The 26,846-nt window shown below is 58.8% G+C and carries 27 protein-coding genes; 19 read left to right on the forward strand and 8 right to left on the reverse strand.

Annotated elements, in window-relative coordinates:
* Positions 1–3 precede the first annotated feature (3 nt).
* The 6 genes from thyX (at position 4) to I6I12_RS05495 (ending at position 9,384) form a co-directional block, all read left to right on the forward strand.
* Complete coding sequence (gene thyX / locus I6I12_RS05470) at positions 4–750, forward strand: FAD-dependent thymidylate synthase (protein WP_200288941.1); 747 nt, start codon at positions 4–6, stop codon at positions 748–750.
* A 56-nt stretch (positions 751–806) separates the two neighbouring features.
* A complete protein-coding gene (gene dapA, locus I6I12_RS05475) occupies positions 807–1,715 on the forward strand; it encodes a 4-hydroxy-tetrahydrodipicolinate synthase (protein ID WP_034655398.1) in 909 nt (302 codons plus the stop codon).
* A 2-nt stretch (positions 1,716–1,717) separates the two neighbouring features.
* Complete coding sequence (locus I6I12_RS05480) at positions 1,718–3,847, forward strand: ribonuclease J (protein WP_023021349.1); 2,130 nt, start codon at positions 1,718–1,720, stop codon at positions 3,845–3,847.
* Between the two features lie 57 nt (positions 3,848–3,904).
* On the forward strand, positions 3,905–4,540 hold the full coding sequence (locus I6I12_RS05485; protein WP_034655396.1) for a TIGR03085 family metal-binding protein: 636 nt from the start codon (positions 3,905–3,907) through the stop codon (positions 4,538–4,540).
* 217 nt (positions 4,541–4,757) lie between these two features.
* Entirely contained in the window at positions 4,758–8,093 is a 3,336-nt protein-coding gene (locus tag I6I12_RS05490) for an FtsK/SpoIIIE family DNA translocase (protein WP_200289029.1), read from the forward strand.
* A gap of 169 nt (positions 8,094–8,262) precedes the next feature.
* The gene (locus tag I6I12_RS05495; protein ID WP_023027867.1) at positions 8,263–9,384 is read left to right on the forward strand and encodes a TerC family protein; all 1,122 of its coding nucleotides are present in this window, start codon (positions 8,263–8,265) and stop codon (positions 9,382–9,384) included.
* Here the strand turns inward: I6I12_RS05495 and I6I12_RS05500 are convergent.
* Entirely contained in the window at positions 9,381–9,668 is a 288-nt protein-coding gene (locus I6I12_RS05500) for a YciI family protein (protein ID WP_023021353.1), read from the reverse strand. The two genes, I6I12_RS05495 and I6I12_RS05500, sit on opposite strands and share 4 nt — an antisense overlap.
* A gap of 59 nt (positions 9,669–9,727) precedes the next feature.
* On the opposite strand from I6I12_RS05500, the gene pgsA reads away from it, so the two are divergent.
* The 4 genes from pgsA to I6I12_RS05520 all read left to right on the forward strand — a co-directional run bounded on the left by pgsA (position 9,728) and on the right by I6I12_RS05520 (position 12,249).
* Positions 9,728–10,312 (forward strand): CDP-diacylglycerol--glycerol-3-phosphate 3-phosphatidyltransferase, encoded by a 585-nt coding sequence (pgsA, locus tag I6I12_RS05505; RefSeq protein ID WP_023021354.1) that lies wholly within the window; start codon positions 9,728–9,730, stop codon positions 10,310–10,312.
* Positions 10,313–10,319: 7 nt separating this feature from the next.
* On the forward strand, positions 10,320–10,817 hold the full coding sequence (locus I6I12_RS05510) for a CinA family protein (RefSeq protein WP_200288942.1): 498 nt from the start codon (positions 10,320–10,322) through the stop codon (positions 10,815–10,817).
* 26 nt (positions 10,818–10,843) lie between these two features.
* Positions 10,844–11,206 (forward strand): helix-turn-helix domain-containing protein, encoded by a 363-nt coding sequence (locus I6I12_RS05515; RefSeq protein WP_023021356.1) that lies wholly within the window; start codon positions 10,844–10,846, stop codon positions 11,204–11,206.
* Positions 11,207–11,388: 182 nt separating this feature from the next.
* Positions 11,389–12,249: a PspA/IM30 family protein gene (locus I6I12_RS05520; RefSeq protein ID WP_200288943.1), complete on the forward strand. Its 861-nt coding sequence runs from the start codon at positions 11,389–11,391 to the stop codon at positions 12,247–12,249.
* Positions 12,250–12,329: 80 nt separating this feature from the next.
* Here the strand turns inward: I6I12_RS05520 and I6I12_RS05525 are convergent, their stop codons facing one another.
* Genes I6I12_RS05525 through I6I12_RS05535 form a run of 3 tightly spaced genes read right to left on the reverse strand, consistent with a single transcriptional unit; the run spans position 12,330 to position 14,217 of the window.
* Positions 12,330–12,950, reverse strand: a complete 621-nt coding sequence (locus I6I12_RS05525; protein ID WP_023021358.1) for an energy-coupling factor transporter transmembrane component T family protein — start codon at positions 12,948–12,950, stop codon at positions 12,330–12,332.
* A gap of 11 nt (positions 12,951–12,961) precedes the next feature.
* Entirely contained in the window at positions 12,962–13,654 is a 693-nt protein-coding gene (locus I6I12_RS05530) for an energy-coupling factor ABC transporter ATP-binding protein (protein ID WP_023021359.1), read from the reverse strand.
* Positions 13,654–14,217: a biotin transporter BioY gene (locus I6I12_RS05535; RefSeq protein WP_023021360.1), complete on the reverse strand. Its 564-nt coding sequence runs from the start codon at positions 14,215–14,217 to the stop codon at positions 13,654–13,656. Before I6I12_RS05535 ends, I6I12_RS05530 begins: the two co-directional genes overlap by 1 nt.
* 163 nt (positions 14,218–14,380) lie before the next feature.
* On the opposite strand from I6I12_RS05535, the gene I6I12_RS05540 reads away from it, so the two are divergent.
* From I6I12_RS05540 to I6I12_RS05560, 5 genes are all read left to right on the forward strand, one after another.
* On the forward strand, positions 14,381–14,596 hold the full coding sequence (locus I6I12_RS05540; RefSeq protein ID WP_005325117.1) for a DUF3046 domain-containing protein: 216 nt from the start codon (positions 14,381–14,383) through the stop codon (positions 14,594–14,596).
* Positions 14,597–14,778: 182 nt separating this feature from the next.
* The gene (gene recA, locus I6I12_RS05545) at positions 14,779–15,915 is read left to right on the forward strand and encodes a recombinase RecA (RefSeq protein ID WP_200288944.1); all 1,137 of its coding nucleotides are present in this window, start codon (positions 14,779–14,781) and stop codon (positions 15,913–15,915) included.
* 48 nt (positions 15,916–15,963) lie between these two features.
* A complete protein-coding gene (gene recX, locus I6I12_RS05550; protein WP_023021362.1) occupies positions 15,964–16,566 on the forward strand; it encodes a recombination regulator RecX in 603 nt (200 codons plus the stop codon).
* Between the two features lie 45 nt (positions 16,567–16,611).
* A complete protein-coding gene (miaB, locus tag I6I12_RS05555) occupies positions 16,612–18,174 on the forward strand; it encodes a tRNA (N6-isopentenyl adenosine(37)-C2)-methylthiotransferase MiaB (RefSeq protein WP_200288945.1) in 1,563 nt (520 codons plus the stop codon).
* A gap of 22 nt (positions 18,175–18,196) precedes the next feature.
* Positions 18,197–18,823 carry an Rv2732c family membrane protein gene (locus tag I6I12_RS05560; RefSeq protein ID WP_023021364.1) on the forward strand — a complete coding sequence of 209 codons (627 nt, stop codon included), beginning with the start codon at positions 18,197–18,199 and terminating at the stop codon, positions 18,821–18,823.
* A 40-nt stretch (positions 18,824–18,863) separates the two neighbouring features.
* Here I6I12_RS05560 and I6I12_RS05565 read toward each other — a convergent pair whose 3' ends face one another.
* Both I6I12_RS05565 and I6I12_RS05570 read right to left on the reverse strand, forming a co-directional pair.
* Complete coding sequence (locus I6I12_RS05565; protein WP_234288182.1) at positions 18,864–19,994, reverse strand: GNAT family N-acetyltransferase; 1,131 nt, start codon at positions 19,992–19,994, stop codon at positions 18,864–18,866.
* Positions 19,994–21,298 carry a DUF349 domain-containing protein gene (locus I6I12_RS05570; RefSeq protein WP_200288946.1) on the reverse strand — a complete coding sequence of 435 codons (1,305 nt, stop codon included), beginning with the start codon at positions 21,296–21,298 and terminating at the stop codon, positions 19,994–19,996. The genes I6I12_RS05565 and I6I12_RS05570 overlap by 1 nt, the downstream gene beginning before the upstream one ends.
* A 136-nt stretch (positions 21,299–21,434) precedes the next feature.
* On the opposite strand from I6I12_RS05570, the gene I6I12_RS05575 reads away from it, so the two are divergent.
* The 3 genes from I6I12_RS05575 to dapF are packed head-to-tail and all read left to right on the forward strand — an operon-like array spanning position 21,435 to position 23,796.
* Positions 21,435–22,034: a hypothetical protein gene (locus I6I12_RS05575; RefSeq protein ID WP_200288947.1), complete on the forward strand. Its 600-nt coding sequence runs from the start codon at positions 21,435–21,437 to the stop codon at positions 22,032–22,034.
* Positions 22,034–22,930 carry a tRNA (adenosine(37)-N6)-dimethylallyltransferase MiaA gene (gene miaA / locus I6I12_RS05580; protein WP_200288948.1) on the forward strand — a complete coding sequence of 299 codons (897 nt, stop codon included), beginning with the start codon at positions 22,034–22,036 and terminating at the stop codon, positions 22,928–22,930. Before I6I12_RS05575 ends, miaA begins: the two co-directional genes overlap by 1 nt.
* Positions 22,931–22,935: 5 nt before the next feature.
* Complete coding sequence (gene dapF, locus I6I12_RS05585; protein ID WP_023021369.1) at positions 22,936–23,796, forward strand: diaminopimelate epimerase; 861 nt, start codon at positions 22,936–22,938, stop codon at positions 23,794–23,796.
* Between the two features lie 23 nt (positions 23,797–23,819).
* Here the strand turns inward: dapF and I6I12_RS05590 are convergent, their stop codons facing one another.
* Together I6I12_RS05590 and I6I12_RS05595 are read right to left on the reverse strand one after the other, a co-directional pair.
* Complete coding sequence (locus I6I12_RS05590; RefSeq protein WP_034655392.1) at positions 23,820–24,425, reverse strand: hypothetical protein; 606 nt, start codon at positions 24,423–24,425, stop codon at positions 23,820–23,822.
* Positions 24,426–24,460: 35 nt separating this feature from the next.
* The gene (locus tag I6I12_RS05595) at positions 24,461–25,258 is read right to left on the reverse strand and encodes a hypothetical protein (protein WP_023021371.1); all 798 of its coding nucleotides are present in this window, start codon (positions 25,256–25,258) and stop codon (positions 24,461–24,463) included.
* 75 nt (positions 25,259–25,333) lie between these two features.
* Between I6I12_RS05595 and hflX the strand changes: the two genes are divergently transcribed.
* Positions 25,334–26,827 (forward strand): GTPase HflX, encoded by a 1,494-nt coding sequence (gene hflX / locus I6I12_RS05600; RefSeq protein WP_023021372.1) that lies wholly within the window; start codon positions 25,334–25,336, stop codon positions 26,825–26,827.
* Positions 26,828–26,846 lie beyond the last annotated feature (19 nt).

Below are 26,846 nucleotides of genomic sequence, written 5' to 3' on the forward strand. Positions count from 1 at the left end.
GCTATGGCTAAAGCAAGTGAGCTAGACATTCAGCTCATTGCCGCAACGCAATTTCACGCCCCGCGCACTGTGGACTGGACCGCGGATGATTCGGCCTCAGATGGGGAAGCTCTAGTCGAGTTTGCTGGAAGAGCGTGCTACGAGTCTTTTGACAAACCAAATCCCCGCACGGCAACGAATGAAGCCTATCTGCACCACATCATGGAGGTAGGTCATACCGCATTGCTTGAGCATGCCACAGCAACGATGTACATCACGGGGCTGTCGCGTTCGGCGAGCCATGAGCTTGTACGCCACCGGCACTTTTCCTTCTCGCAGCTTTCCCAGCGCTTTGTCCACCCAGATGAAACTGAAGTGGTTTTGCCTAAATTGGTGGCCGAAGACGAGCAGCTTAGCCGGTTGGTCATGCAGGCTGTAGATGAAACTCGCTTTGTCTATGACGAGCTGCTTAGCGCGCTCGAAGAGAAACTGGATGAGCCTAATGCACTCCTGCGTAAAAAGCAGGCTCGCCAGGCGGCCCGTGCCGTGCTTCCCAACGCAACAGAAACCTGCATCGTTGTCACCGGCAATTATCGCGCGTGGCGGCATTTTATCGGTGCACGTGCCGCGGAACAGGCCGATGAAGAGCTGCGCCACGTCGCGGTAGAGTGCTTGAAGTTGCTGCAGAGCAAGGCGCCGGTGCTCTTTAATGACTTCAATATCACCACGTTGGCTGATGGCACCCAGATGGCGGCAAGCCCCTACGCCTAACACGCGCGAGACCCCGATGCGGCTAATTGTTAGCCAAAAGGGTAATCTTGACGCCTATGAGCACAGGTATGACAGCAAAGACTGGCGTCGACACCTTTGGACGCATCGGCGTCGCCATGGTTACCCCGTTTGACCGTGACGGTGCGCTGGACGTTGCAGCAGGTCGTCGCCTAGCGGCTCATCTCGTAGACAATGGCGTTGATTCGCTCATCCTAGGTGGAACCACGGGCGAATCACCGACCACGTCGGTTGAAGAGAAGCTGGAGCTGCTCAAAGCCGTAAAGGAAGAAGTCGGAGACCGCGCAAAGCTATGCGCCGGTGCCGGAACGAATGACACCGCAGCTTCCATCAAGTTGGCCAAGGCCACCGCGGATGCGGGGGCAGATAGCCTATTGGTGGTGACTCCGTACTACTCGAAGCCCTCCCAAAAGGGGGTTTATGAGCACTTCGCCGCAGTCGCGCAAGCCACGGATCTACCAATCTGTGTCTATGACATTCCTGGCCGCTCGGGCATCCCAGTGGCGCCGGATACCCTCCGCCGCCTTGCGGATTTGCCGAATATCCAAGCCGTGAAGGACGCCAAGGGCGACCTTCCTGCGGCCGCAGAACTGATCCAAGAAACCGGTCTGGCCTGGTATTCCGGTGATGATCCGATTAACCTGCCGTGGCTTTCCCTCGGCGCTTCTGGTTTCATCTCCGTCATCGGCCATGTTGTGCCGCGTGCCTTGGCAGAACTTTATGAAGCTTTCGACGCGAGCGATATGGCCCGCGCCCGAGAAATCAATACCACAACGCTCCTTCCGCTTACCCGGGCACAAGCACGGTTGGGCGGAGCGACGTTTGCAAAGGAAGCCCTGCGCCTGCAGGGCATCGAAGTTGGCGATACCCGTCTTCCTATTACCGCTGCGAGCGAGGAGGAACGCGAGGTACTTCGCCGTGATCTGGAACAATCTGGAGCCCTTTAAGAATGAATGAACCCCGTAACCGTTCCCGCAAGGTGACCCGCAAGGCGGGCCCACCGGCGGAAAACGAAACCGCCTCCAACGAGGCGGCTTCGCCAGTTTTCCAAGCCCCAGCTACTGATGCTGGCAATTCCGCACAGGATAAGCCGGCTAAGGGCGATAAGGACAACTCTGGCAAAAAGAATTCTTCCGATAACCACCATGATGGCGGCGGTAACAACCGCCGCTCCCGTTCCCGTGGTAGCCGCGGCCGTGGCCGTGGTGGTAACGGCAACGGCAATAACCATGGTGGAAATAATAACCATGGCGGCAACAACAAAAATGGCAACGGTAAGGGCCGCGGCCGCAATAACCGTGGTCGCCGCAACGTGCCCAAGTCGATGCAGGGTGCGGATCTAACCAAGCGTTTGCCAGAGCCACCAAAGCAGCCGAAGGATGCACTCCGCATTTATGCTTTGGGCGGAATCTCGGAGATCGGTCGCAATATGACCGTCTTCGAGTACGGTGATGACCTCCTCATCATTGACTGCGGTGTGCTCTTCCCGTCTTCCGGTGAGCCGGGCGTGGATCTTATCCTGCCTGACTTTGGCCCCATCGAGAAGAAGATCCACAAGGTCAAGGCCCTCGTCGTTACTCACGCGCACGAGGATCACATCGGAGCTATTCCGTGGCTGCTGAAGCTGCGCCCAGATATCCCTATTGTTGCTTCCCGCTTTACCATCGCGCTCATTGCCGCGAAGTGTAAGGAACATCGTCAGAAGCCGAAGTTCGTCGAGGTTAATGAAAAATCCGACGTGACTTATGGACCATTCCGGGTTCGCTTCTGGGCAGTTAACCACTCCGTACCGGACGCCTTGGGCATCATGTTGGGAACCCCAGCGGGCAATATCATCCATACCGGTGATATCAAGCTGGATCAGACCCCACTGGATAATCGTCCAACCGATCTGCCAGCCCTGTCTCGTTACGGTGATGAGGGCGTCGACCTCATGCTGTGTGATTCCACCAATGCCACCGTGCCTGGTGTATCTGCATCTGAGGGAGATATCCCCGCCAACTTTAAGCGTCTCGTTGCCGGCGCGAAGCAGCGCGTTATCTTGGCTTCCTTTGCATCCAACGTCTACCGCGTGCAGGCTGCCATCGACGCTGCCGTGGCAAATGGCCGCAAGGTGGCTTTCAACGGCCGTTCGATGATGCGCAACATGGAAATCGCGGAAAAGATGGGCTTTTTGAAGGTCCCTCGCGGCACCATTATCCCCATTGATGAGGCTGCCAAGATGGCTCCGCACAAGACCATGCTCATTACCACCGGTACGCAGGGTGAGCCAATGGCCGCTCTATCGCGCATGGCTCGTCGCGAGCACCGCCAAATTACCGTACGTGATGGCGATACCATCATCTTCTCCTCCTCGCTTATCCCGGGCAATGAGGAAGCGGTCTACGGCGTGATTAATATGCTGTCTCAGATTGGCGCCAACGTCATTACTAACCAAGACGTCAAGGTGCACGCCTCGGGCCACGGTTATGCCGGTGAGCTGCTATTCCTGTACAACGCAGCGCGCCCGCGCAACGCTATGCCGGTGCACGGCGAGTGGCGCCACCTTCGTGCCAATAAGGAGCTGGCCATTTCCACCGGTGTGGACCGCGATCGTACGGTGCTGGCACAAAACGGCGTCGTCGTGGATTTGCGCAAGGGCCGCGCCGAGGTCGTAGGCCAGATGCAGGTGGGCAACCTCTACGTCGATGGTGTGTCCATGGGCGATGTGGATGCCGATACCTTGGCCGACCGCACCAACCTGGGAACTGGTGGCGTGGTATCTATCACGTGCGTGATTGATAACCGCACCTCGCGCCTATTGGAGCACCCAACGGTATCTACCACAGGCTTTTCCGATGATGACCGCGGCATCGTGCCGGAGGTCGCAGAAATGGTAGAAAACACCATGAATGATCTCGCCGCCGAGGGCGAGAACGATACCTACCGCATGGTGCAGAAACTGCGCCGCAAGGTATCTAAACTTATGGATTCGAAGTACAAGCGCGAGCCGGTCATTCTGCCGACCATCGTGCCGACCAACTCCGGCCCATTGGTTACCGATGATGAAGACGTAGATGCTTCTCGTGAGTCCCTGTAAATAGCAGGGTTCTTCGTATAAAGGCAGACGCAGCCCCAGCATGCTAGCTAGCTCGGTATGCTGGGGCCTATGTCGTTTTGTTCTGCTGAGCGCGCCAAAATGGTCGCGCTATTTCATAAGCTTGGTCCTGATGCCCCTACTTTGTGCGAGGGTTGGACTACCCGTGACCTAGCCGTACATCTGTGGGTGCGGGAAAATCGCCCCGATGCAGCCGCTGGAATTTTTGTCAAGGCATTGTCCGGCCACCTTGAAAAGGAATCGCGCAAGGTTTCCGAACGCGACTTTGATGAGCTCGTTGATGACTGGGGGAGGGGACCGGCTACCTATAACCCCGTTCGTTTCGTGGATGCACAGCAAAACTTTGTAGAGCATTTTGTTCACCACGAGGACATTCGCCGGGCTAATGGCATGGGTCCGCGAGATTTCTCGGCACGAATCAAACAGCAGATGCATAGCTACCTGAAGCTCTTAGCTAAGGTGGCCCTGCGAAACTCGACTCGCCCGGTCATTATGCAGCCCGAAGGATTACCGCGCATTGTCGCCGCGGATAAGCACGGCGTAGCAGATAAGGGAGATGCCGTAGTCCGAGTATCGGGGGAGGTAGGCGAACTGATTCTGTGGTCCTTCGGACGTGACGCTGCCGAAGTCGCGCTCGAGGGAGATGCCAAAGCCGCCGTACGGTCAACTCTCTAGCCTTGAATTAGTACTATTATCGCAATCGTCGTGCGCCGTTGGGGGTGTGACTTTAGATTATGCCCCTAGGCCTCGGGGGAAACGCGTGTGGCTAATGTGATTTATGGGGTGTCACGGTTAAGGTAGAGGCATGTCTGTCAAAAATGCCTCTTCGCGCGGGACGCGCCGAAAGACGAATCGTTCACGGCCATCTGGCCGCAGCCGGTCCGGTGCTGGCATGCCGGAAACCTTGGCTATGACGTCCTCGCATCGGCGTGCTGCAGCGACCTCACAGGAGCGCACTGGTAGTGCGTTCCGGGCCGTCGGCAAGGGCTTGGGCGCAGTGTTTGGTGCCACGGCGCGCGGCATGGGAAACATGGCGCGAGGTGTAAGCCATGGAATGGCCGGGCTGAAGCCGAGCGAAGACGTATATGACACCGAGGAGTACGAGACGACAAGGGAGCCGGAAGAAATTTCTGCACGCGGGGAGAATAAAAAGAAAAGCAAGGTTACTCGTGCCAATGATGAAGCAGCGGAAGAACACCCTTCGACCATGGAATTGGGTGAGTCGGAGTCGCGCGGCATTCAGGTGAAAAATCCCGATGCGGTGGCACTCGTGCTCATCGGTATTGCCATCGTGCTCGCGGCTACGGTCTGGTTCGGTGTCGCTGGCCAAGTAGGTGCCTGGGTGGGCAATATCGTGCGCTATGTCATTGGTGCGGGCGCATGGGTGCTGCCAGTGGCCTTAGTGGCTTTGGCCATTGCCTTGATGATGGATATCTCCGGCCCGGCGGGGCATTTTAAGCCGCGCATTGTGGGCGGAATTAGCGTCATTGTATTGGCCATGCTCAGCTTGATCCATATCTTTGCTGGCACCCCTGAACTTGGCTTTACCCCGGAAAGTGCCGGTGGCGCGGGCGGAGTAATCGGCTATGCCATTGGTGGCCTGTTGGAGACTGCCTTTACCTCCTTCGTTGCAGTGCCGTTGCTTTTCCTCGTCATTATCTACGGCGCCCTTTTGGTCACCGGAATCACCATCCGCGAGGCTTATGAGTTGGTGGCTGATGCCATCGCTGCAGCTTTCTCTCGCTTTGGCGGTGCGGATGAAGATTATTACGAAGACGAAGGCGATGACCTCTATGGACACGTCACCGGCGATATCGATGATATTGCGGAAGGGCGTGAGCGCAGCACCCGCCCGGCCCGACCTGCAGCCAAGCGCCGAACCTCTGAACGCGGTGGAAGCCTGCGCGCTTTCCGAGGCCGCACTGAAGGCCCCTCTCCGCGTGGTTCCTCTTATCCCACAGAGTCCCCCGCTGCGGCGGAGGAGGACGAAGCAACCCGTACCTTTAGCGCGCCAACGCGTGGCGGCTTTCAGTCCGTGTCCACTCCGGCGGAGAAGCCAGTTTCGCGCGATATTGAGGATACCGATGAGATTCCAGTCGTAGAAGGTCCTGCTGCGTCTTCGCCGGCCCAGCCAGACTCCGTAGACTCGGAGCCGACCCGCGTTCTGGGCACCGCTGGCCAGCGCTCCGCATTTGACTCTGCTCGCTCTGCTTCAGCAGCGGGTACCGCCGCCGGTTCCGCTGTGGGATCGGCTGCGGGGGCAGCCGCTGGCGCTGCGGGAGCTGCAGGGGCGGCACGTGGCGCAGCTAAGGCTGCAGGTGCCGGTGCTGCCGGAGCCGCTGGAGCCGCGGTAGCAGGTGCTGCCGCAGGTGCCGCTGGGTCCGCTGCACAAGGAGGCGCGGATGCAGTATCGTCCGCGCACGAGAAGGCTCGCCAGCTCTTCCGTGAACGTTCTGGACGCGATGCAACGACCGGCGCGCAGGTGGATAGCTCTCAACCGACGGCCGAACCAGGAGCGGGAACGGGTAGTGCCGGTGCGCCCGCGCCAGCTGAGGCGCCCGCCGCCGCGCCCGCCGCACAGTTTGGCAACGAGAATTACGCGGTTCCTTCTACGGATTTGTTGACTCCGGGAACCCCAGCCAAGGAGCGCACCGAGATTAATGACCGCATTATCGAGGCCATTACTGATGTCTTTGAAGAGTTCAAGGTGGATGCGCAAGTCACCGGTTTCAGCCGTGGTCCAACAGTGACCCGTTATGAAATCGAGCTGGGGCCAGGCGTCAAGGTATCCAAGATTACGAATTTGCAGTCCAATCTCGCCTACGCCGTAGCCACGGACAACCTGCGCTTGCTGACGCCTATCCCCGGCAAGTCAGCTGTTGGCATTGAAGTTCCCAACCCAGACCGCGAGATGGTACACCTGCGTGAGGTGCTTGATGCGCCCAGCATGACTAGCTCTCCTGACCCGATGCTTATTGGATTGGGCAAGGATATCGAAGGCGAATACACCTCGTTCTCGGTACAAAAGATGCCGCACTTGCTGGTCGCCGGTGCTACCGGTTCCGGTAAGTCCGCTTTCGTCAACTCCATGTTGGTCTCGCTGCTAACCCGAGCCACCCCTGAGCAGGTTCGCCTCATCCTGGTGGACCCGAAGATGGTGGAACTTACCCCGTACGAGGGCATTCCGCACTTGATCACGCCCATCATTACCCAGCCGAAGAAGGCCGCAGCAGCCCTGCAGTGGCTGGTGGAGGAGATGGAGCAGCGCTACATGGATATGAAGGCTGCTCGCGTGCGCAAGATTGAGGACTATAACCGCAAGGTGGTCTCCGGCGAATACCAAGCACCGGCAGGCTCCGAGCGCGAGGTACGCCCGTACCCGTACATCGTCTGTGTCGTCGACGAGCTGGCGGACCTGATGATGACTGCGCCAAAGGAGATTGAGGACTCCATCGTCCGCATCACTCAGAAGGCGCGTGCCGCCGGAATTCACCTGGTCCTGGCAACCCAGCGCCCGTCCGTTGACGTGGTGACCGGTCTGATTAAGACCAACGTGCCTTCACGCTTGGCCTTCGCGACGTCCTCACTGACGGACTCTCGCGTTATCTTGGACCAGGGTGGCGCGGAAAAGCTCATTGGTATGGGCGATGGCCTCTTCATTCCGCAGGGTAAGCGTCCTGTGCGTATGCAGGGCGCATTCGTCTCAGATGATGAGGTTATGGCGGTTGTCGATGCCGCCAAGTCGCAGGCCGCGCCGAACTACACCGAGGGCGTGACTGAAGAGAAGCAATCCGAGGCCAAGCAGGAAATCGATGAGGAAATTGGCAAGGACATGGACGACCTCCTCGAAGCCGTCGAGCTGGTGGTCACCGCCCAGTTGGGCTCGACCTCGATGCTGCAGCGCAAGCTGCGCATCGGTTTTGCCAAGGCCGGTCGTCTGATGGACCTGATGGAATCTCGTGGCGTCGTCGGACCGTCCGAGGGCTCCAAGGCCCGCGAGGTCCTAGTGAAGCCGGAAGAGCTCGATACCATCATTTGGATGATCAAGGGCGCCGACCCTGCCGAGGCGCCAAAGGAAATTCAGGAGGAGATGCAACAGCAAGAGGAGGACGAAGCTGCCGCTACTTCCGACGCCTCCTCCGCAGGCTCCGATTCCTCCCCGCAGGGCGATGCTGGCGACACTCGTACCCTCCAGGCAACGTATAACCCTTCGACAGGTGCCTTCTAAGATCGTGTAAAGTTGGACGGGTCTTGGAGGGGAGTACCCCATCCTTCGGCACCGATCGTCAGCACGGAAGCGTTATGCTCCCGGTCGTGCCGGCCCGGCTGCAGCTATCTAGCCGGGCGGGGGAGACCTCCGGTCACTTTGTTGTATCTTCGACCGGAGGGATGTACCAATGCATGTGCCATTGTGGATCTGGGCGATTTCCATCGTCGTCATTCTTGGATTCTTTGTTTTTGATTTCTACTCCCACGTGCGCACCCCGCACGAGCCGACGCTGAAGGAATCCGGGTTCTGGACCCTATTCTATGTCGGTATTGCTTTACTTTTTGGTGCCGGCGTATGGGCCATATGGGACCACGAGCACGGCATCCAATACCTCACGGGTTACGTGACAGAGAAGGCGCTATCCGTAGATAACCTCTTTGTTTTCGCGCTTATCATGGGCGCCTTCAAGATCCCGCGCAAGTACCAGCAAAAGGTATTGCTCATCGGCATCGTTATTGCCTTGGCATGCCGCCTGGTGTTTATCCTTTTGGGTGCTGCGGTCATCGCGGCATGGTCCGATATCTTCTACCTGTTCGCGATATTTCTTATCTACACAGCAATCAAGCTCATCGTCGACGAGATTCGGGACGCCCCCGAAACCGATCCCAATGATATGGGCATCATCAAGCTGATCCGCAAGGTAGTCCACGTCACCCCGCGCTACCACGGCGATAAGCTTACGCACCGCGTGGAAGATTCTTCGGGCAAGCGTAAATTCGCGTTCACCCCGCTTTTTATTGCGTTGGTGTCCATCGGCCTTATCGACGTGATGTTTGCCTTCGACTCCATTCCGGCCATTTACGGTATTACCTCGGAAGCGTTCTTGGTCTTTACCACGAATGCTTTCTCCCTCATGGGCTTGCGCCAGATGTACTTCCTGCTGGATGGCCTACTGGACCGCTTGGTGTACCTGCCCTATGGTTTGGGCATCATTTTGGGCTTCATCGGTGTAAAGCTCATGTTCCATGCGCTGCATGAGAATAACTTGCCGTTTGTCAACGGCGGCGAGAACGTGGAGTCGATCCCAGAATTTTCCACCATCACCTCACTTATCGTGATCGTGGGCGTCCTGGTTATTACGGTTATCGCCTCGATTATTAAAAACAAACGCGATGAGAACCAAGGCGGAGTACCGGTATCGCACAATCACTTCGACTGGGACGAGGAGGGCAATAAGATCGTCCGGAACAAGAAGGGCGAATTCGTGGGCAAGGCCGAAGACCTGCCCAAGGAAGAGCTACCACACTAGAAGCGGGCGTTTACGGGATTCCATTCGCGGAAGCTGCGGCCGGTGATGCAGCCGGCTTGGTAGAAGGGGTCTTTGTCCATGAGGGCGATGGCGTCGGCGACCACGGCGTCGTCGGCAAGCCCCGCAATGATGAGCGCGCCGCCCTTGGAATCCGTCAAGGGGCCGGTGGCAATGATGGTGCCCTCCTCAAAAAGTTGCGCGGTAAACTCGCGGTGCGCGGGGCGAGCCTTAGCAATCTCAGGATTATTGGGGTTGTAGTCGTAGCTAACAGCAAAATACTTCATGCTTGGCATTTTAAAATGCAGGGGCATCCAAGCGCAGGTGCTTGGTGCTAACAGGTAGTATGTATAACGTGAATCAACCCGGAACACAGTCAGCGCAATCCTCGGATGTGAATCCGCAGGTGTCCAATTGGAACCTGCCAAATATTCTCACCAGCCTGCGCATTCTTTTCATTCCGGTTTTCGCATGGCTGGTCATTGCCGGCCATGAATGGTGGGCTTTTGGCCTATTCACGGCCTTAATGCTCACAGATAAGCTCGACGGGGACATCGCACGTGCCCGTGGCCTTATCACCAATTTTGGCAAGATTGCTGATCCCATCGCGGACAAAGCGCTTATGACTACCGCACTGGTATGCCTCAACATCATCGGGGTGCTGCCAGTGTGGATTACCGTGGTCATTCTCATCCGTGAGTTCGGTATCACCATCTGGCGTATGGTGTTGTTGCGCCGCGGCAAGGTGGTACCTGCTTCGAAGGGCGGCAAACTGAAGACTGTATTGCAATCCTTGGCAGTCGGGCTGTATCTGTGGCCGTTGCCGGAGTGGATGAACGTTCCTACCTTCCTAGTGATGCTGTTGGCTGCAGTGGTGACCTTAGTTACCGGCGTCCAGTACCTCATTGACGGCAAGAAGCAGAATAGCTAGGTAGTTCATGAGCACCATGGCAACCCGCCTCGTGTCCGAGCTCACCGAGCGCGGCGAGACTTTGTCCTTTTGTGAGTCACTTACTGCTGGGTTGGCCAGCGCCACGGTCGCTTCTGTCCCTGGAGCTTCGGCTGTATTGCGCGGAGGGCTTATAACATATGCCACCGAGGTGAAATCCCACTTTTTGCACCAACCGGTAGCCGATATCGAAGCTGCCGGAGTGGTTTCTGGGGAGACCGCCCTTGCAATGGCCCGCGCAGCGGTGGCAGAAACCGCTGCGGACTGGGGAATAGGCCTTACCGGAGTGGCAGGACCAGACCTACAAGAAGGCAAGCCGGCGGGCACCGTATATATCGGCATCTATTCTCCTGGTAGAGTCGCTTTCTCCCAGCTGCTATCCGGTTTGGGCAAGGAGCGCAACGAAATTAGAGAGGCCACGGTCGCAGCCGCCTTTCGTCTACTGTGCGCAACTGTGGAAGAAAATCCGGCACTGCGGGAACAATAGCGAGACAAGGAGCGTTGACCATAGTGATGAACACTTCTACTGCAGTCCTCGAACACTCGGTAAACGGCGCTACTGCACCAGCGGCGCCCGCCACTGCTCGTACTCCTGAGCCGCTTTTGCGTGAGGCTCTTGGGTTGACGCTGCGCGCCTTCCGCGCGGACAAGGGAGTGACCCTGCGCGAATTGGCCGGGGTGGCCCGCGTGTCGCCGGGTTACCTTTCAGAGCTCGAACGCGGTCGCAAGGAGGTCTCCTCTGAGCTCCTTGCGTCTGTGTGCCACGCGCTAGATTGCTCGGTCTCTGACGTATTGATTGAAGCAGCCGGTTACATGGCCCTGCCCTCTATGGATGAGGAGCTAGCCCATACGGCACCTGCCGCATCAGAGCTCTAGCACACAGCGGTCTATGTCAACAGCCGGCCTATTCTCTCGCGAGGAGGGTCGGCTGTGGTGGTTAAGGGGGCGTCGGCAAGCGCCCGCGACCGCGGGGAGTGCAAGCGGTGGAAACAGCGCTTCGCTAGTATAAACAGCAGAACATTACGCACATTTTTAACCTAGAAAGGTTGAAGCACACCATGGCGAACCCATTTGTTAAGGGCTGGAAGTACCTGATGGCACTCTTCGATAATAAGATCGAGGAAAACGCCGATCCGAAGGTGCAGATCGAGCAGGCTATTGAGGATGCTCAGCGCCAGCACCAGGAGCTGTCTCAGCAGGCGGCCGCCGTGATTGGTAACCAGCGTCAGCTGGAAATGCAGCTTAACCGCCGCTTGGCAGAGGTAGAAAAGCTGCAGGGCAATGCTCGCCAGGCTCTGGAATTGGCTGATCAGGCCCGTGCTAAGGGCGATGAAAATAAGGCCGTGGAGTACGAGAACGCGGCAGAGGCCTTCGCCGCCCAGCTGGTTACGGCTGAGGAGTCCGTGGAGGATACCAAGAAGCTGCACGACCAGGCACTACAGCAGGCAGAAAAGGCCAAGAATGCGGTTCAGCGTAATAACGCCGCGCTGCGCGAAAAGGTCAATGAGCGCTCCAAGCTGCTTTCCCAGCTGGAGCAGGCAAAAATGCAGGAAAAGGTCTCTGAGTCTTTGAACTCCATGAACGAGCTAACTGCCAATGGCAATACGCCGTCTCTGGATGCTGTGCGCGATAAGATTGAGCGCCGTTACTCCAAGGCGCTAGGCCAGGCCGAGCTTGCTGAGAACTCCGTGGAAAACCGCATGGCCGAGGTTCAGCAGGCGGGCATACAGATGGCCGGTCATTCCCGCTTGGAGCAGATTCGCAGTGAAATGAACTCCTCTAAGTCCGTGGAAGCCAATAAGGCTCAGGCCATTGAGGGCAATAAAGCTTCTGGCTCTGCTGCCGACAGCGCTGCCCAGCCAGGCAGTGCCAACAACGATGCTGTACAGGCCCGTCTGCGTGAGTTGCGTGGGGAGTAAAACCCTCGACTGTCTTTTAAAAAGTTATCGCCTCCCTTGGCCATCATTTGGTGGTGCAAGGGAGGCGATAACTTACGCTGCTAGTCACCGACGCCGCGGGCCTGCAACGCTTCCCCCATCGCGCGCGCTCGCCGGATGGAGCGAATAATAACGGGGGTGCCAAACGCCAGCGGGGACATCCCGGCACCGCGCGCTTTGCGGGCATCTAGGACTTCATAGACGGTTTCAAACATCAGCGGGATGAGCCGAATAGTCAGTGACATAGCCAAGCTGATGTTTTCTACCGGTATTCCTAGTCGCTTTAGGGGCTGCAGCGACTCTTCCAGCGACTCCATGATTTCATCTACCGTGGAGGTCAGCGTGAGCAAGAAGGCAGCCATCATAGCGGCGAAGACATTGAGGAACATCACCGCCGCATAGTCGAAGTCCTTTGCCCACCATTGAAAGCCTGCCAACGGGACTAGGAAAAAGAGAGGCGGCCAGATTTGACTCCACGCAATGCCCAGTGGGATCCGAGCGCAAGCATAAAGGATGACAACGAAGATGACCCCGCCTGCTGCCCACGGAATGGACTTGAAAAAGATGCTGGTAACAAGGATAAAGACTAAGAGGAATGCGATCTTCCAACTGGGTTTGATGCGATGAACAAAACTGGTGCCATCAACATAGACGGAAAGTGGGAGATTCGTGCGTCGTTGCATGACAATTCTCCCTACAGCGGCCGCTGGGCCATGAGGTCTTGGTAAAAATCTATGACCTCCGCCGGTCGGCCATCCGCGGCGATGCGGTGGTCATCGATGCAAATGACCCGATTAAAATCGCGCAGAAATTCCAGATCGTGCGTCACCACAATTAGTTGCTGTTCCAATCGCGCGAATTCTCTTTTGATTCGATCGCGGTTACGCAGATCCAGCAGGGTAGTGGGCTCATCAGCGATGATGAGAATCGGGTCGATGACCATGACCGCTGCCAGCGCGAGGAGCTGCTTTTGTCCGCCGGAGAGCGTATGCGGTGAGCGCTCAGCAAATTCGGCGAGTCCGAAGCGCTCGAGGGCAGCATCCACGCGGGCGAGGCGCTCGTGTTTGGGCAGCTTAAAACGGCGGAGCGAAAAGGCGACGTCATCGCGCACATTGGGCATGACAATCTGGTTTTCGGCATCCGAAAAGACAAAGCCCACCTTTTCGCGCACCTTTTTGCCCTGCTTGGCGACGTCCATCTGGTCCACCGTCACCGTACCGGCACTAGGCTCGCCCAACCCATTAATGAGCCTGGTCAAGGTGGATTTTCCGCCACCATTCTGGCCGATGATGCCAATGCGTTGTTCGGTGAGGGTGAGGTTAATGTCCTCGAGCACCACGGTGTCATCAAAAGCTACCGAAACCGAGGAAAATTCGATCGTGGGCACTAGGCGGCCTTTCGTCCCATCAGATCGGGGAAGGCCGAGTGAACACCGAGAGCGATGATGACGGCAACGACAAGCTTTCCGGCATCGACAGGGATGAAGGGCAATTGGGCTGCGAAGGCTGGCCCAATTTCCAAGCCAGAGCGGATCATGAGACCAAAGGCGCCGCAGATGTATTGGACGGCAAGGCCGACAATGGCAGCAATGGCAAGTATGACCGCCATGCCACCCTTGTTCTTAGGGGAGCGGTAGGCAATTGCACCTGCAACCGCTGGCGAGAGAACATAGCCGATGATGTAGCCCGCGGTTGGGCCTGCCAAGGCACGCAGCGTGGTACCGCCACCTGCTAAAACTGGGAGGGCAAGGCCCAGGAACAAAAAGAGGAGTCCCACGTAACCGCCGCGCTTGCTACCCAAAATAAGGCCGGCGAGGATCAGCGCTGCGTTTTGCAACACGATGGGCACGCCGGCCGAACCGATGGGAATGGACACGAAGGCAAGGACGATGACGAGAGCGGTAAACACGGCAACATAGGCAATGGTCGTTGCCAGAGAGTTCTTTTTCATGTTCAAGAGGTTAGCACTGCATGAAAACTGCAGACAATTGAGGGTTTTGAACGGTGTTCATCTGAGGCTGATTATTGTGAGGTGGGGCCATTGCGGCGGGCTCCCAATCGACACTTTCTGGACCGCTGGCGCCCGTGCTTTAGTGCTGAGTAGGATGGCGCGCATGAGATTGACCGAGTATCACCAGCTCATTGTGGATGAATTTGGCGAGTCTAAGGGGAAGTGGATTAGTCACTCCCATGTCTTGCCCGACCTCGGGGCAACGCCCGATGAGCTTATCGAACGCGGCGTCGATCCGCGTCGCGTCTGGCTGAGCCTGTGCGATGACTTTGATGTACCGAAGGAGCGCAGGTTGGGGGTCGATTACCCTACTTTATAGCGCCGTCGAATTTGGCGGACTGGCGTGTTCACTTTCAAAATTCGAACAGATGTATGTAATATGGCGGAGGTGTCGATGCAGTCGTCTACAGTGGGATGGCGTTGACGGAGGGAACCGTTTGAGTTCCACGGCAGTCTAATAATGCGTTAGTACATCGTCGTTAAAGATAAGGATGAAAGTTAATGGCAACCAAAAAGAAGTCTTCTTCTGCCGCCTCTAAGGGAGATGACCGCCAAAAGGCCCTCGATGCCGCAATGGCCATGATTGAGAAGGATTACGGCAAAGGCGCTGTGATGCGCCTGGGTGATGACAACCGCCCACCGATTAAGGCCATTTCTTCCGGTAATACCGCAATCGATGTTGCTCTGGGTATTGGTGGTTTCCCGCGCGGGCGCATCGTAGAAATTTATGGCCCGGAGTCTTCTGGTAAGACCACTGTTGCGCTGCACGCCATTGCATCTGCACAAAAGGACGGCGGCATTGCCGCGTTTATTGACGCCGAGCACGCGCTCGACCCGCAGTATGCTCGCCTGCTTGGCGTGGATACCGATAACCTTTTGGTTTCCCAGCCAGATACCGGCGAACAGGCCTTGGAGATCGCCGATATGCTGGTACGCTCTGGCGCAATTGACATCATTGTCGTTGACTCCGTTGCTGCACTTACCCCGAAGGCGGAAATTGAAGGTGAAATGGGCGATAGCCACGTCGGCCTCCAGGCCCGCCTGATGTCGCAGGCGCTGCGCAAGATGACCGGTGCCCTGTACAACTCCGGTACCACCGCTATCTTCATTAACCAGCTGCGCGAAAAGATTGGCGTGATGTTCGGCTCGCCAGAGACCACCACCGGTGGTAAGGCGCTCAAGTTCTACTCTTCCGTGCGCTGCGATATCCGCCGCATCCAGACCTTAAAAGATGGCCAGGATGCCATCGGTAACCGCACCAAGCTCAAGGTAGTAAAAAACAAGGTCTCGCCACCATTTAAGATTGCCGAGTTCGACATCATGTATGGCGAAGGCATCTCTCGCGAGTCGTCCATCATCGACCTTGGCGTCGAAAACGGCTTCATCCGCAAGTCCGGGTCCTGGTTTACCTACGAAGGCGACCAGCTGGGCCAGGGTAAGGAGAAGGCGCGTAATTTCCTGAAGGATAATCCGGACCTTGCCAATGAAATCGAGCAGAAGATTTTCCAGAAGCTTGGCATCGGCGAGGCTGCGGCCGAGGGTGAAGAGGCTGCCGCGATGGATGTTCCTGGCGCCGATGACCCATTGACCGATGAGTCCGTTGATCTCGTTCCAAACGTCGATTTTGACGACGACTAGAATCGTCTAACCCGCACCCGCACACCGCGTACCATTTGAATCTGCATCATGAATCAGCCCGCCCCCGAAAAGCTCGCCCAACTCCGTCAGGCCCTCGAGGCCTATGAGAATGGAGCAGCTGGGGGCGGGCTTTTTGATCGAGAGGCAGAGGAAGCCAAGGCCAAGGTCCGCTCTCGGGCGCTGGGCCTTTTGGATCAGCGTTCTAGGTCCCGGAAAGAGCTCTATGATCGTCTGGTAAAGGCCGAGTTTGAGCCAGATGTCGTTGAGGACGTGCTAGATGATTTAGCCCACGCGGGGCTGGTGAATGACGCAGCCTTTGCACACGAGTGGGTGCGCCAACGGCATAAGCGGCGCGGCAAGTCCAGCTCGGTTCTCAACAGGGAATTGCGGGAAAAGGGCGTGAGCGAGGCCGACCGTGCTGAGGCCCTCGAGCAAATTGACCCTGCCGATGAACAAGCCATGGCGCAGGCCCTTGCGGAAAAGAAGGCTCGCTCCATTAAGACTGTCCCGCCGGATCGCAAGGAGCGCGACAAGGCCCTACGCCGCATCGTGGGTGTGCTGGCACGCCGCGGCTTCAATGAAGGAATGTCATTGCAGATCGCAATCGCAGCGCTTGACGCGCGGTGCGCGGAACTGCGCGCAGAGGACTGATACGGCCAAGGAAGGGTAGCGCCGGAATGGCCAAGTCCGGCAGTTATGAGATGCCTAACTACATGGCTAAACTATGCCGACGTGGAGCAGACAATCGCAGATACCCGTACTTATGAAGTCCGAACCTTCGGATGCCAGATGAATGTGCATGATTCCGAGCGCATCTCTGGCCTTTTGGAGGAGGCAGGCTACTCGGCCGCCGGCGAAGGTGTAGAGCCAGACCTTATCGTCTTTAATACCTGCGCCGTGCGTGAGAATGCCGATAAGCGGCTCTATGGCACCTTGGGCGCTTTGAAGAAAACCAAGGAAAACCACCCAGGCATGCAGATTGCCGTGGGCGGTTGCCTGGCGCAAAAGGACAAGGACACTGTCCTTGATAATGCACCGTGGGTCGATGCCGTCTTTGGCACCCACAACATGGCGGCTCTTCCGACCCTGCTAGAGCGCGCTCGCCACAACGATGAAGCCCAAGTGGAGATTGTCGATTCCCTCGAGGCGTTTCCGTCCGTCTTGCCGGCCAAGCGTGAGTCTGCCTATGCCGGCTGGGTTTCTGTTTCAGTAGGCTGCAATAACACCTGTACCTTCTGCATCGTTCCTTCCCTGCGCGGTAAAGAAGAGGACCGTCGGCCGGGCGACATTTTGGCCGAAGTCCAAGCGCTGGTGGATCAGGGCGTATCTGAGGTCACCTTGCTGGGACAAAACGTTAATGCCTATGGCGTTAATTTCGCCGATCCGGAGATGCCGCGCGACCGCTTCGCTTTCTCTAAGCTGCTGCGCGAGGTAGGCAAGATCGAAGGCCTTGAGCGCCTGCGGTTTACCTCCCCGCACCCGGCGGAGTTTACTTCTGACGTTATCGACGCCATGGCGGAGACCCCGTCCGTGTGCCCGCAGTTGCACATGCCGCTGCAGTCCGGCTCTGACAAGGTTCTCAAGGACATGCGCCGTTCCTACCGCACGAAGAAATTCCTGCGGATTTTGGACGAGGTACGGGAGAAGATTCCGCACGCCGCGATTACCACGGATATCATCGTGGGCTTCCCAGGCGAGACCGAGGAAGACTTCCAAGACACGATGGAATTGGTGCGCCGCGCCCGCTTTGCCTCTGCCTTTACCTTCCAGTATTCGCCGCGCCCAGGCACCCCGGCCGCCGAAATGGAGGACCAGATTCCTAAGGACGTCGTCCAAGATCGCTTCGAGCGCCTCGTTGCTTTGCAAGATAGCATTCAGGCCGAGGAGAACAAGAAGCTCATCGGCACAGACGTTGAACTTTTGGTCCAGGCAGAGGGCGGCCGCAAGAACGATGAGACCCACCGCATGACTGGTCGCGCTCGTGATGGGCGCTTAGTGCACTTCACCCCGGTTGATTCTGACGGTGCGGACATCTCCACCGCGATTCGCCCGGGCGATGTGGTCCATACTCAGGTCACCGGTGCGGGTTCTTTCTTCTTGCTTGCCGACGCCGCCGTTACCTCCCACACCCGCACCAAGGCCGGCGACATGTCGGCCGCCGGTGAGACCCCGACGACGGCGCCCATCGGCGTGGGTCTGGGATTGCCGTCTATTGGAAAGCCAGCGGCCGCTGAATCCGGCGATTCTTGCGGTTGCTAAGAGGGGAGTAGGCTAGGGACCCATGACTGAGGAAAAGCCCACCACCGCCGCCCAGAAAGCAGCTACCGCGGAGCGCCGCGCAGCACAAACAATGGACCTCGGCGGCCACAAAGTCACACTGTGCATCGCGGTGGTGGCTTATATCCTCTACCTGGTTTTGCCCTACGCCGGCCCCTCACACGGTTGGGAAGCGTTGACCTTCGGTACCACGTCCAGCGGAGTCAGAATATCCCTCATGGAAACCGTCTCCGCGTGGCTCGCTCTCCTTGGATTGGGCGTTCTCACCCCGGTGACACTGTTTACCCGCCGAGCTACGCCTGGACTTGTCGCTTGGATGCTGGTGACTGTGTCCTTCTTTGCCAACCTGTGGGGTTTCTGGTTCCGCGGGTCTACCGCTGACGGGGCATCGCTGGGAATGTGGGTAGGAATGCTGGCTACCTTCCTAGCATTTTTGGCCTATTGCTTAGTGGCGTTGCGCCGCAGCCCAGAGCAAAAGGCTGCCGAGGCTCAAGTGCGTGCCACCGCCGGACAGCTCGATGAGGTGGGCGAATTCCAACCTGCTATTAACGCGGCGCCGCGGCAGGTGCCAATTGTGGATAATCGCCGCAAGCAAGCTGCTGAGCGTCACCGCGCCCAACGCGGCGAGTAAAAAGCGCGCCGCCGCGCCTTTATCTGTGACGCCTGCGGCTCTAGTCTCGCAATCGCAACTCCCATGCACAAGAGCGGGAAAACTCTCGGGCACCCAATCTACGGTAGATGGCATTCATCGCTTCGTCTTTGTCCGCCACGGAGCCGTAGCAACGACGTACTTGTGGCCAATGGCGTGCAACGGCGTGAAGCGCTGTGAGCTTGGCTAATTGCGCGAGTCCGCGGCGCCGGTGCGGACGATCGGTGACGGTCAAAGTCCACTCGGCTACCTCAGGATTCGCATCCTCGTGCCTGGCTACTTCTGCCAGCGCGAGGATTTTCCCCTCTTCGCTGGTGAGTGCGATAAGTAACGTATGTCCGCGGCGAGAACGCAGCCGGCTGTGGGCTTCGCGCAACCGCGTGCGAGTCCAGACGATGGGCTCCACCGTCAAATCCCCGGTCTCCGCGTCTTGGGAGGCTAGGGTAAGCAGCCGCATGACCTCGTCGAGGTAGCTTTCTGGGATGTCGTAATCAGCCCACGCTTGCGAGGTGATTCCCGCTGGAAGGAGTGCCGCCACGGGGCTTTCGGGGATGTCCATCACGAGTTGGTGTTCTGCATGCCGGTGCTTAAACCCCAGCTGGCGGTAGACGCTTCCCATGACATCGTAGTCTGGGTCCGTCCCCGGTGGATGCAGCAGACCGACGTGCGCAATGGTGCGGCCGAGCTTCCGGGCAAGCTCCAGCGCCTTTATCCCCATCCACTCGGCTACTTTCTGCCCTTCCTCCTCGAGTTCTTGCCCAGGGAGAGGCAGATCGCACAGCACGCATTCGATCTCGGCGGTTTCGCGCTCTTCTAAAAGCGGCAGGCTGAGGTGGATGAATCCGAGGTAGTCCAGCTCTGGGCTGGGCTCCACCGCAGGTATTAGCGGCAGCCCAAGCTCAGAGACCTCGCCCAGGGTGGAGTCGCCGTCTACTACGGCAAAAAGGTAGGTCTGTGATTCGCTAGAACCTTGTAGCCGCTGCACCACGCGCCTAGGCGACGTTGATGCCGCGGCATCGCCGCTGGCTTCTTGGGCCGCAAGGTTGGCCCAAAAGACGAAGCTGCGAATGCAATCCGCTGGTTCGCTGGGCCGTGCGTCTACGGGAGATGCGTGCGGCGGCCGCGGTGGACGCGCAATGTGGACGAGGTGCACTACTTATCGTTGACGGCGTTTGCGGCGGCGTCAGCAAAAGCCTGCCATTGCTCGGCCTGAGCGCGCAGATCAGCGGCTTTCTTTGCATTGCCCTTGGCTTCAGCCGCCTCGGCCTGAGACTTAAACTCATCGACCTTGGCCTGGAATTGTGCCACACGTGCCTGCGCCTCTGGGTCGGTGCGGCGCCATTCAGACTTTTCCGCATCGGTAACGCGCTGCTCCAGCGCCGCGATCTTGGACTCGTATTCGCGCACCTGCTTGCGGGGAACGAAGCCAATCTCTTCCCACTTTTCCTGCAACTCGCGCAGCTTGGCCTTAGCTCCCTCGATTCCCTTAGCAGGATCGATTTGACCGTCGTATTCTGCAATCAAGGCGTCTTTGGCCTTGGCATTTTCTGCGAACTCGCGGTCGCGCTCGTCATTGACGGCATTGCGAGCATTGAAGAACTTGTCCTGGGCGGCGCGGAAGCGGGCCCAGAGTTTATCGTCCACCTCGCGTGGAGCGCGGCCGGCGGCCTTCCATTCGGTCATCAAATCGCGGTAGGCGCGGGCGGTGGGACCCCAATCGGTAGAATCCTGGATGGCCTCGGCTCGCTCGACGAGCTCCTCTTTCTTTTTGCGGGCAACCGCACGGGCGCGGTCCAGCTCAGCAAAGTGGGAGCCGCGGCGGCGGTTGAAGGAATCGCGGGCGCGAGAGTAGCGCTTCCACAGGGCATCATCGGTCTTACGGTCGATACCCTTAATCTGCTTCCACTCCTCCAAGATCGCGCGGATGCGGTCTCCAGCGGCCTTCCACTCGGTGGAGTTTTCAGCAATTTCTTCTGCTTCAGACGCCAGCTTTTCCTTGGCAGCGATTGCTTCTTCGCGGCGACGCTCCTTATCGGCCTGCGCCTGCTCGCCGGCTTCTACCGAGTGTTCAATCACCGCGCTAAGGCGCCGATCCAAGGCAGCGATGTCTCCGATGACCGCAGCGGTAGCTAGGGTTTCGCGCAACTGCGCTGCGGTCTTTTTAATGCCGACGGCCTCATCAGGATTGGCGCGTAGGCGTGCCTCGAGCAGCTCGATTTCGGTAGATAGATCGTCATAACGCGCGCCGTAGTGCTTAAGGCCCTCCTCGGGGGTACCGGCTTTCCACTCGCCGATCTTGCGTTCGCCCTCTGGAGCAGAAACGAAGACGGAACCATCTGTGTCGATCCGGCCCCACTTGGCCGGGTCATTGTTGCGTGGGGCCTGAACGGGAACAGGCTTTGCGGTGGGGCGAGGGCCCTTTTTGGGCATGGAACCTGGGGTAGGGATGGGAGACATGACAAGCCCTCCTATGCATAGATCGCCGCGCGTCACGGCTGCCGGATAAAATCATTGGATACATTACCGCGAATATCTCGCGCGCGCCCAGATTCTATTTAATTACCTCCACTTGGGTAGATAGTATGGAGAAATAATGTTCAATCTCATGGTAATGCCAGCCTCACCAGCGCTGGCCGTGGAGCTTTCCGCTCATGACGCTGCCTCTCGTGCACTGCTCGCCGCTGCTCGCTCCCTTGCGGTGGAGGCTGCCGCGGCCGGTATCACAGCCGTGGATATCGTTGGCAGCCAAGACCAGCGCTGGTATACCGCCCATACCGGCAGTTTACAGGCCTGGGGAGCAGCCACGGACCTGGGCGGCGGCAATTTTTTGCCCGAGATAATGGCGCGCTACGTACTACACAGCGTGCCACAGCTTAGCGTCCGCGGTAGTCGGGAGGCTATCGGCCAGCCGGATCCAGCGGCGCTGACCATCGTCGTGGCAGATGGCAGTGCAGGCCTAACCGAGCGCGCCCCCTTGGCGCTTGTTCCAGACGCCCAGGCGGCGCACGAGTGGTGCGAGGAGGTGCTGATGGGGGCGTCGGCAAGCAGGGCAGGTGAGTGGCTTTCCCAGCGCGGCGTCATAGAACCCGCACTGTGGGAGGAATTGGCGGGCCTGCGGCCAAAGAAAGCACAGCTTTTGGCCACCGATGCCACCTTGGGCGTTGGCCGCTATGTCGCAGGATGGGAGGTCTAATGCACCCGATTGCAGTCTTTGGTCCCACCGCCTCCGGAAAATCTGCCTTAGGTCTGGCGCTTGCGCATGAACTAGACGGAGAGGTGGTCAACGTCGATTCCATGCAGTTATATCGCGGCATGGATATTGGCACCGCCAAGCTCACCCCGGCTGAGCGCGAGGGGATCCCGCACCATCAGCTCGATGTGTGGGAGGTGACCGAGACCGCTTCCGTGGCGCGCTACCAGCGCGATGCTATCGCGGACGTGGAAGGCATCATGGCCCGCGGCAAAACGCCCATTCTGGTCGGTGGTTCCATGCTCTATGCCCAAGCGCTTGTCGACGACTGGCAGTTCCCACCCACCGACCCTGCCGTGCGCGCCAAGTACGAGGCACGACGCAGGGAAATCGGCACGGACGCGTTGCATGAGGAGCTGGCGCAGGTGGATCCGGCCGCAGCCGCCATTATCGAGGATAAGGACCCGCGCCGTACCGTCCGCGCGCTCGAGGTCATTGAACTAACCGGCAAGCCCTATAAAGCCAGCCAGCCGCCGAAGGATGCCCCGCCGCGGTGGGAAACCCGCCTCTTGGGGCTGCGCACCACCGCGGACTGGTTGAATCCGCGCATTGAACTGCGCACCCGCCAAATGTTTGAGCGTGGGCTTATCGAGGAAGTCGAGCTTCTCCAAGCACAGGGCTTGGTGGCTGATTCCACCGCTGGCCGCGCCATCGGCTATGCCCAGGTATTTCAAGCCCAGCGCGGCGAACTCACGTGGGATGAGGCGGTAGAGCGCACCATTACCGGGACGCGGCGGTATGTGCGCCGTCAGCGCTCCTGGTTCAACCGCGATAAGCGCATTACATGGCTGGATGCTGCAGGCGATACGGCCGCCCAGGCGTTGCGCGCGCTAGGGTAGGGAACATGAAATTTGCCAAGGGCCATGGAACTGAAAATGACTTCGTCATCGTGGAAGACCACGCGGCTGCCACGCCGCTTAGTCCCGAGCGCGTAGCGGCGCTGTGCGATCGCCGCGCCGGTATCGGAGGCGATGGTTTGCTGCGCGTCGTGCGCGCCGATGCTTTGCTCGCAGCCGGTGAAATCGCCGAACTGGTCGAGGGCATTGCGCCCGATGATTGGTTCATGGATTACCGCAATGCCGATGGCTCCGTGGCCGAAATGTGCGGCAACGGAACCCGCGTATTCGCCCACTGGCTGCGCTCGCGCGGTCTGGTGGACGAAGATAAGTTCACCATCGGCACTCGGGCGGGTGCCAAGCTCGTTACTGTCCATTCGTGTGATGCACACGCGGCCGAGGTCACGGTGGAGATGGGCTCGGCCGAAGTAATTGGCGTGTCCACCGCATCCATGGCGGGGGAAAAATATGCCGGTTTGGGCGTAGACATGGGAAATCCCCACCTGGCGGCCGTGTTGCCGGGGCTGGAGGCTAAGGAGCTTGCGGCAAAGACTCTGGAAAAGCCCGTCATCGATGATGCTTTCTTCCCGGATGGCGTAAACGTCGAGCTGGTGACTCCACTGTGCGACGGCCACGTGCACATGCGTGTCTTCGAGCGCGGAGTAGGAGAGACTCGCTCCTGCGGCACCGGCACTGTGGCGGCAGCGACCGCCGCGCTTGCCGACGCCGCCGTTGACCACACCAGCACCCCCCACGGCACCGTGCACGTACACGTACCGGGCGGGGAAGTTATCGTCGATATTTACGAGGGCGGCTCGCGCTTGACCGGACCTTCCGCGATCGTCGCCACCGGCGAGACCTCGCTGTAGACCGCCTCGTGTCTGGCTAGTGTTTAGGCGCTGCGCCCTTCGCCTTCCTCGAAGGCTTGCTCTTCGAGTTCTTGGCGGCGCAGCGCGCGATTTTCTACTTCGTTCTTTTCATACTTCGGCCCGAGCGCGAAGGCAGCACGGCGGGCAGACAACCACGTTTCTTTCAGTTCGCGGGCGCGCTCATCGGTGACCCTGAGCAAAGATTCCAACTCGTTGGTGCTAATTTCTTCCGCATTAACGCGCAAGTTCAACCGACGCAGGAACCGCCGGGCGCCGGAAAGCTCGTAATGGAAGGCTTGGATGGTGGGGTCGGAACAATCCAAATCTAAAAGCGCCGGCCGGTAGAGCGTGCGGTCAGCCATTTTCTCTGCGTCCGCGGAGGAGCGGAAGTCCTCGTATTCCGCCACGACGTCTTCGATGTCTTCCGCCGAAAGGCGAATAGAACTGCGCAGGGCTGCCTGCTCTGAGGCATCCGGCCGGGTATGCAGCATAAGCAGCGCCGCCGCGATGAGCAGCGCTGCAATGAAAACCCCGGAGACTTTCAGGGTTGCCACAACCGCCACTGATCCCACCAGGATCAGCACGAGAACCATTACCCGCCGGTTCCTCGCATTTTCAGGGAAGGGCATCCACACAGCTATTTCACTAGGCCTTTATGTCCGTTCTAATGGCCGCCGCAGCCGCAGCCACCGGAGCCACAACCGCAGCCAGCGCCATCGCCGCAACCGCCGCTGGGCAGCTCAATAGACGCCGTAAGCATCGCGGTACCGGCCACGATAGAGTCCTTCGCCGGCAGCTCGCCGGCTCCCACTGGCAGGCAGAGGTCGAAGGGGAATAGTCCATCCATGACGAGGTGAGCGAATTTCTCCCCGGTCAGCTCGTTGGTGCGCCACTCAGATTCCATGACGCGTGCGGCAAAGGAGGCGGCAGGGGTCGGGACCTTGGCACCGGAGCCGGAGGAAATAACCTTGGCCCCCGCGGATTCGAAGAGCGCGGGGAACTCGCCCTCGGCCGCCTCATAGGCAGCGGCGGAATCGTAGGTGCGCACATCCAGCCCCATGGCGGTTAGGGAAATTTGCTGCCACTGCTGCAAGGGTTCGTCGACAAGCAAAGGCCCCTGCGCCAGGTTTGCGGTGGCCTGGGCGATGGTGGTGCCGAAAGGATCGATGATTTCCAGCAGGGCCAGGACATCGTTGACCATCTCCACGTGGGCAAACCCTTGCGTGACGGCATCGAAGCCGATGAAGGTGGCAAAAGGCTCTACCGCGAGGATATTAAGCTGCGCGCCCGACGGATCGGTGAACTGAATGAGCTGGCCACCGCGCACCTCACCGGTAACGGCTAAGCGGTCGCTGGCGATGGCCGCCTCGACCGCATCCTGCCAGCGCTCGAAATTGAGGCCAATGGCCTGCATCTCGGTATTCTGCTTCACCCCAGTGTCCTTAACGTTCATGCCCGCCATTGTATCGCCTTGTCCACCCAGCTAAGAATCCGAAATTCCCGCTTTCGGCCGCAACATGCAAAAATGAAAGGTAGTATGACCGAATTTTCCCAGCATAATAACGACGATCTCCTCGCCCGCGCCTTTCGCGATAACGACGCCCCGGCCACGCCGGAGGCGACGCCCACCACCGGTGACCTCGATCTGGCAGAGCGCAATGCCTTCCGCCGCGTTACCCGTGAGACCACCATCCGCGCCGAGGACACTACCGATGGCTACGAGGTGGAGTACCGAAAGCTGCGCCTCGAGCGAGTCATTTTGGTCGGCGTGTGGACCGAAGGCACCGTGGCCGAAGTGGAAGCCACCATGGACGAGCTGGCCGCGCTAACCGAAACCGCCGGCGCCGAAGTAGTGGAGATGATTTACCAAAAGCGCGATAAGCCGGACTCCGGCACCTACATCGGCTCCGGCAAGGTGAAGGAATTGCGCGATATCGTCGAGGCCACCGGTGCCGATACCGTGGTCTGCGATGGTGAGCTTAACCCCGGCCAGCTCACCGCACTCGAGCGTGCGCTTAACACCAAGGTCATTGACCGCACCATGCTCATCCTTGACATCTTTGCCCAGCATGCGAAATCAAAAGAGGGTAAGGCCCAAGTCTCATTGGCGCAGTTGGAATACTTGTATACGCATACCCGTGGTTGGGGTGGCAACCTCTCGCGCCAGGCAGGCGGCCGCGCCGGTTCCAATGGCGGCGTGGGCCTGCGTGGTCCCGGTGAGACCAAAATTGAGACAGACCGTCGCCGCATCCGCACGGAGATGGCCCGCCTGCGCAAGGAACTGCGCGCCATGAAGACCGCACGTGAGGTCAAGCGTTCCAAGCGCCAACGCTCAACCATTGCACAGATAGCTATTGCGGGCTACACCAATGCCGGAAAATCCTCCCTCATTAACGCCATGACCGGCGCCGGGGTATTGGTGGAAGACGCGCTCTTTGCCACATTGGACCCCACCACTCGCCGTGCCACGCTTGCCGACGGCCGCCAGGTCGTCTTCACCGATACCGTCGGCTTCGTCCGCCACCTGCCTACGCAGCTAGTGGAGGCCTTTAAATCCACCCTGGAAGAAGTACTAGCCGCCGATATTATGCTGCACGTGGTCGATGGCTCAGACCCGTTCCCACTAAAACAGATTGAGGCGGTCAATCAGGTCATCTATGACATCGTCTCTGAGACAGGGGAGCAGGCCCCGCCCGAAATTATCGTGATCAATAAGATCGACCAGGCCGATCCGCTGGTGCTTGCTGAGCTGCGCCACGTTCTTGACCATGAGGACGTCGTCTACGTATCTGCCCGTACCGGTGAGGGAATCGACGAGCTTACCGCGCGTGTGGAACTCTTCCTCAACTCCCGCGATAGTCACGTTAAGCTGCAGGTTCCCTTCACGCGCGGGGATGTGGTGGCACGCGTGCATGCCGAGGGCACGGTGCGCCACGAGGAGTATACGGCCGATGGCACGCTTGTCGACGTCCGCCTTCCCTCACCCACCGCCCGTGAACTCGCTGAATTCATCGTGGAGGAAGTTTCCTAAACCAGCTCCGGTGATCCAT

It is taken from the genome of Corynebacterium kefirresidentii, assembly GCF_016599755.1.
GTDB classification, from domain to species: Bacteria; Actinomycetota; Actinomycetes; order Mycobacteriales; family Mycobacteriaceae; genus Corynebacterium; species Corynebacterium kefirresidentii.

What these genes read in the sequence shown, in the direction of transcription:
- thyX (WP_200288941.1), top strand. Translation starts at nt 4, where the DNA reads ATGGCTAAAGCAAGTGAGCTAGACATTCAGCTCATTGCCGCAACGCAA.
- dapA (WP_034655398.1), top strand. Translation starts at nt 807, where the DNA reads ATGAGCACAGGTATGACAGCAAAGACTGGCGTCGACACCTTTGGACGC.
- I6I12_RS05480 (WP_023021349.1), top strand. Translation starts at nt 1,718, where the DNA reads ATGAATGAACCCCGTAACCGTTCCCGCAAGGTGACCCGCAAGGCGGGC.
- I6I12_RS05485 (WP_034655396.1), top strand. Translation starts at nt 3,905, where the DNA reads ATGCTGGGGCCTATGTCGTTTTGTTCTGCTGAGCGCGCCAAAATGGTC.
- I6I12_RS05490 (WP_200289029.1), top strand. Translation starts at nt 4,758, where the DNA reads ATGCCGGAAACCTTGGCTATGACGTCCTCGCATCGGCGTGCTGCAGCG.
- I6I12_RS05495 (WP_023027867.1), top strand. Translation starts at nt 8,263, where the DNA reads ATGCATGTGCCATTGTGGATCTGGGCGATTTCCATCGTCGTCATTCTT.
- I6I12_RS05500 (WP_023021353.1), bottom strand. Translation starts at nt 9,668, where the DNA reads ATGAAGTATTTTGCTGTTAGCTACGACTACAACCCCAATAATCCTGAG.
- pgsA (WP_023021354.1), top strand. Translation starts at nt 9,728, where the DNA reads ATGTATAACGTGAATCAACCCGGAACACAGTCAGCGCAATCCTCGGAT.
- I6I12_RS05510 (WP_200288942.1), top strand. Translation starts at nt 10,320, where the DNA reads ATGAGCACCATGGCAACCCGCCTCGTGTCCGAGCTCACCGAGCGCGGC.
- I6I12_RS05515 (WP_023021356.1), top strand. Translation starts at nt 10,844, where the DNA reads ATGAACACTTCTACTGCAGTCCTCGAACACTCGGTAAACGGCGCTACT.
- I6I12_RS05520 (WP_200288943.1), top strand. Translation starts at nt 11,389, where the DNA reads ATGGCGAACCCATTTGTTAAGGGCTGGAAGTACCTGATGGCACTCTTC.
- I6I12_RS05525 (WP_023021358.1), bottom strand. Translation starts at nt 12,950, where the DNA reads ATGCAACGACGCACGAATCTCCCACTTTCCGTCTATGTTGATGGCACC.
- I6I12_RS05535 (WP_023021360.1), bottom strand. Translation starts at nt 14,217, where the DNA reads ATGAAAAAGAACTCTCTGGCAACGACCATTGCCTATGTTGCCGTGTTT.
- I6I12_RS05540 (WP_005325117.1), top strand. Translation starts at nt 14,381, where the DNA reads ATGAGATTGACCGAGTATCACCAGCTCATTGTGGATGAATTTGGCGAG.
- recA (WP_200288944.1), top strand. Translation starts at nt 14,779, where the DNA reads ATGGCAACCAAAAAGAAGTCTTCTTCTGCCGCCTCTAAGGGAGATGAC.
- recX (WP_023021362.1), top strand. Translation starts at nt 15,964, where the DNA reads ATGAATCAGCCCGCCCCCGAAAAGCTCGCCCAACTCCGTCAGGCCCTC.
- miaB (WP_200288945.1), top strand. Translation starts at nt 16,612, where the DNA reads ATGAGATGCCTAACTACATGGCTAAACTATGCCGACGTGGAGCAGACA.
- I6I12_RS05560 (WP_023021364.1), top strand. Translation starts at nt 18,197, where the DNA reads ATGACTGAGGAAAAGCCCACCACCGCCGCCCAGAAAGCAGCTACCGCG.
- I6I12_RS05570 (WP_200288946.1), bottom strand. Translation starts at nt 21,298, where the DNA reads ATGTCTCCCATCCCTACCCCAGGTTCCATGCCCAAAAAGGGCCCTCGC.
- I6I12_RS05575 (WP_200288947.1), top strand. Translation starts at nt 21,435, where the DNA reads ATGTTCAATCTCATGGTAATGCCAGCCTCACCAGCGCTGGCCGTGGAG.
- miaA (WP_200288948.1), top strand. Translation starts at nt 22,034, where the DNA reads ATGCACCCGATTGCAGTCTTTGGTCCCACCGCCTCCGGAAAATCTGCC.
- dapF (WP_023021369.1), top strand. Translation starts at nt 22,936, where the DNA reads ATGAAATTTGCCAAGGGCCATGGAACTGAAAATGACTTCGTCATCGTG.
- I6I12_RS05590 (WP_034655392.1), bottom strand. Translation starts at nt 24,425, where the DNA reads ATGCCCTTCCCTGAAAATGCGAGGAACCGGCGGGTAATGGTTCTCGTG.
- I6I12_RS05595 (WP_023021371.1), bottom strand. Translation starts at nt 25,258, where the DNA reads ATGGCGGGCATGAACGTTAAGGACACTGGGGTGAAGCAGAATACCGAG.
- hflX (WP_023021372.1), top strand. Translation starts at nt 25,334, where the DNA reads ATGACCGAATTTTCCCAGCATAATAACGACGATCTCCTCGCCCGCGCC.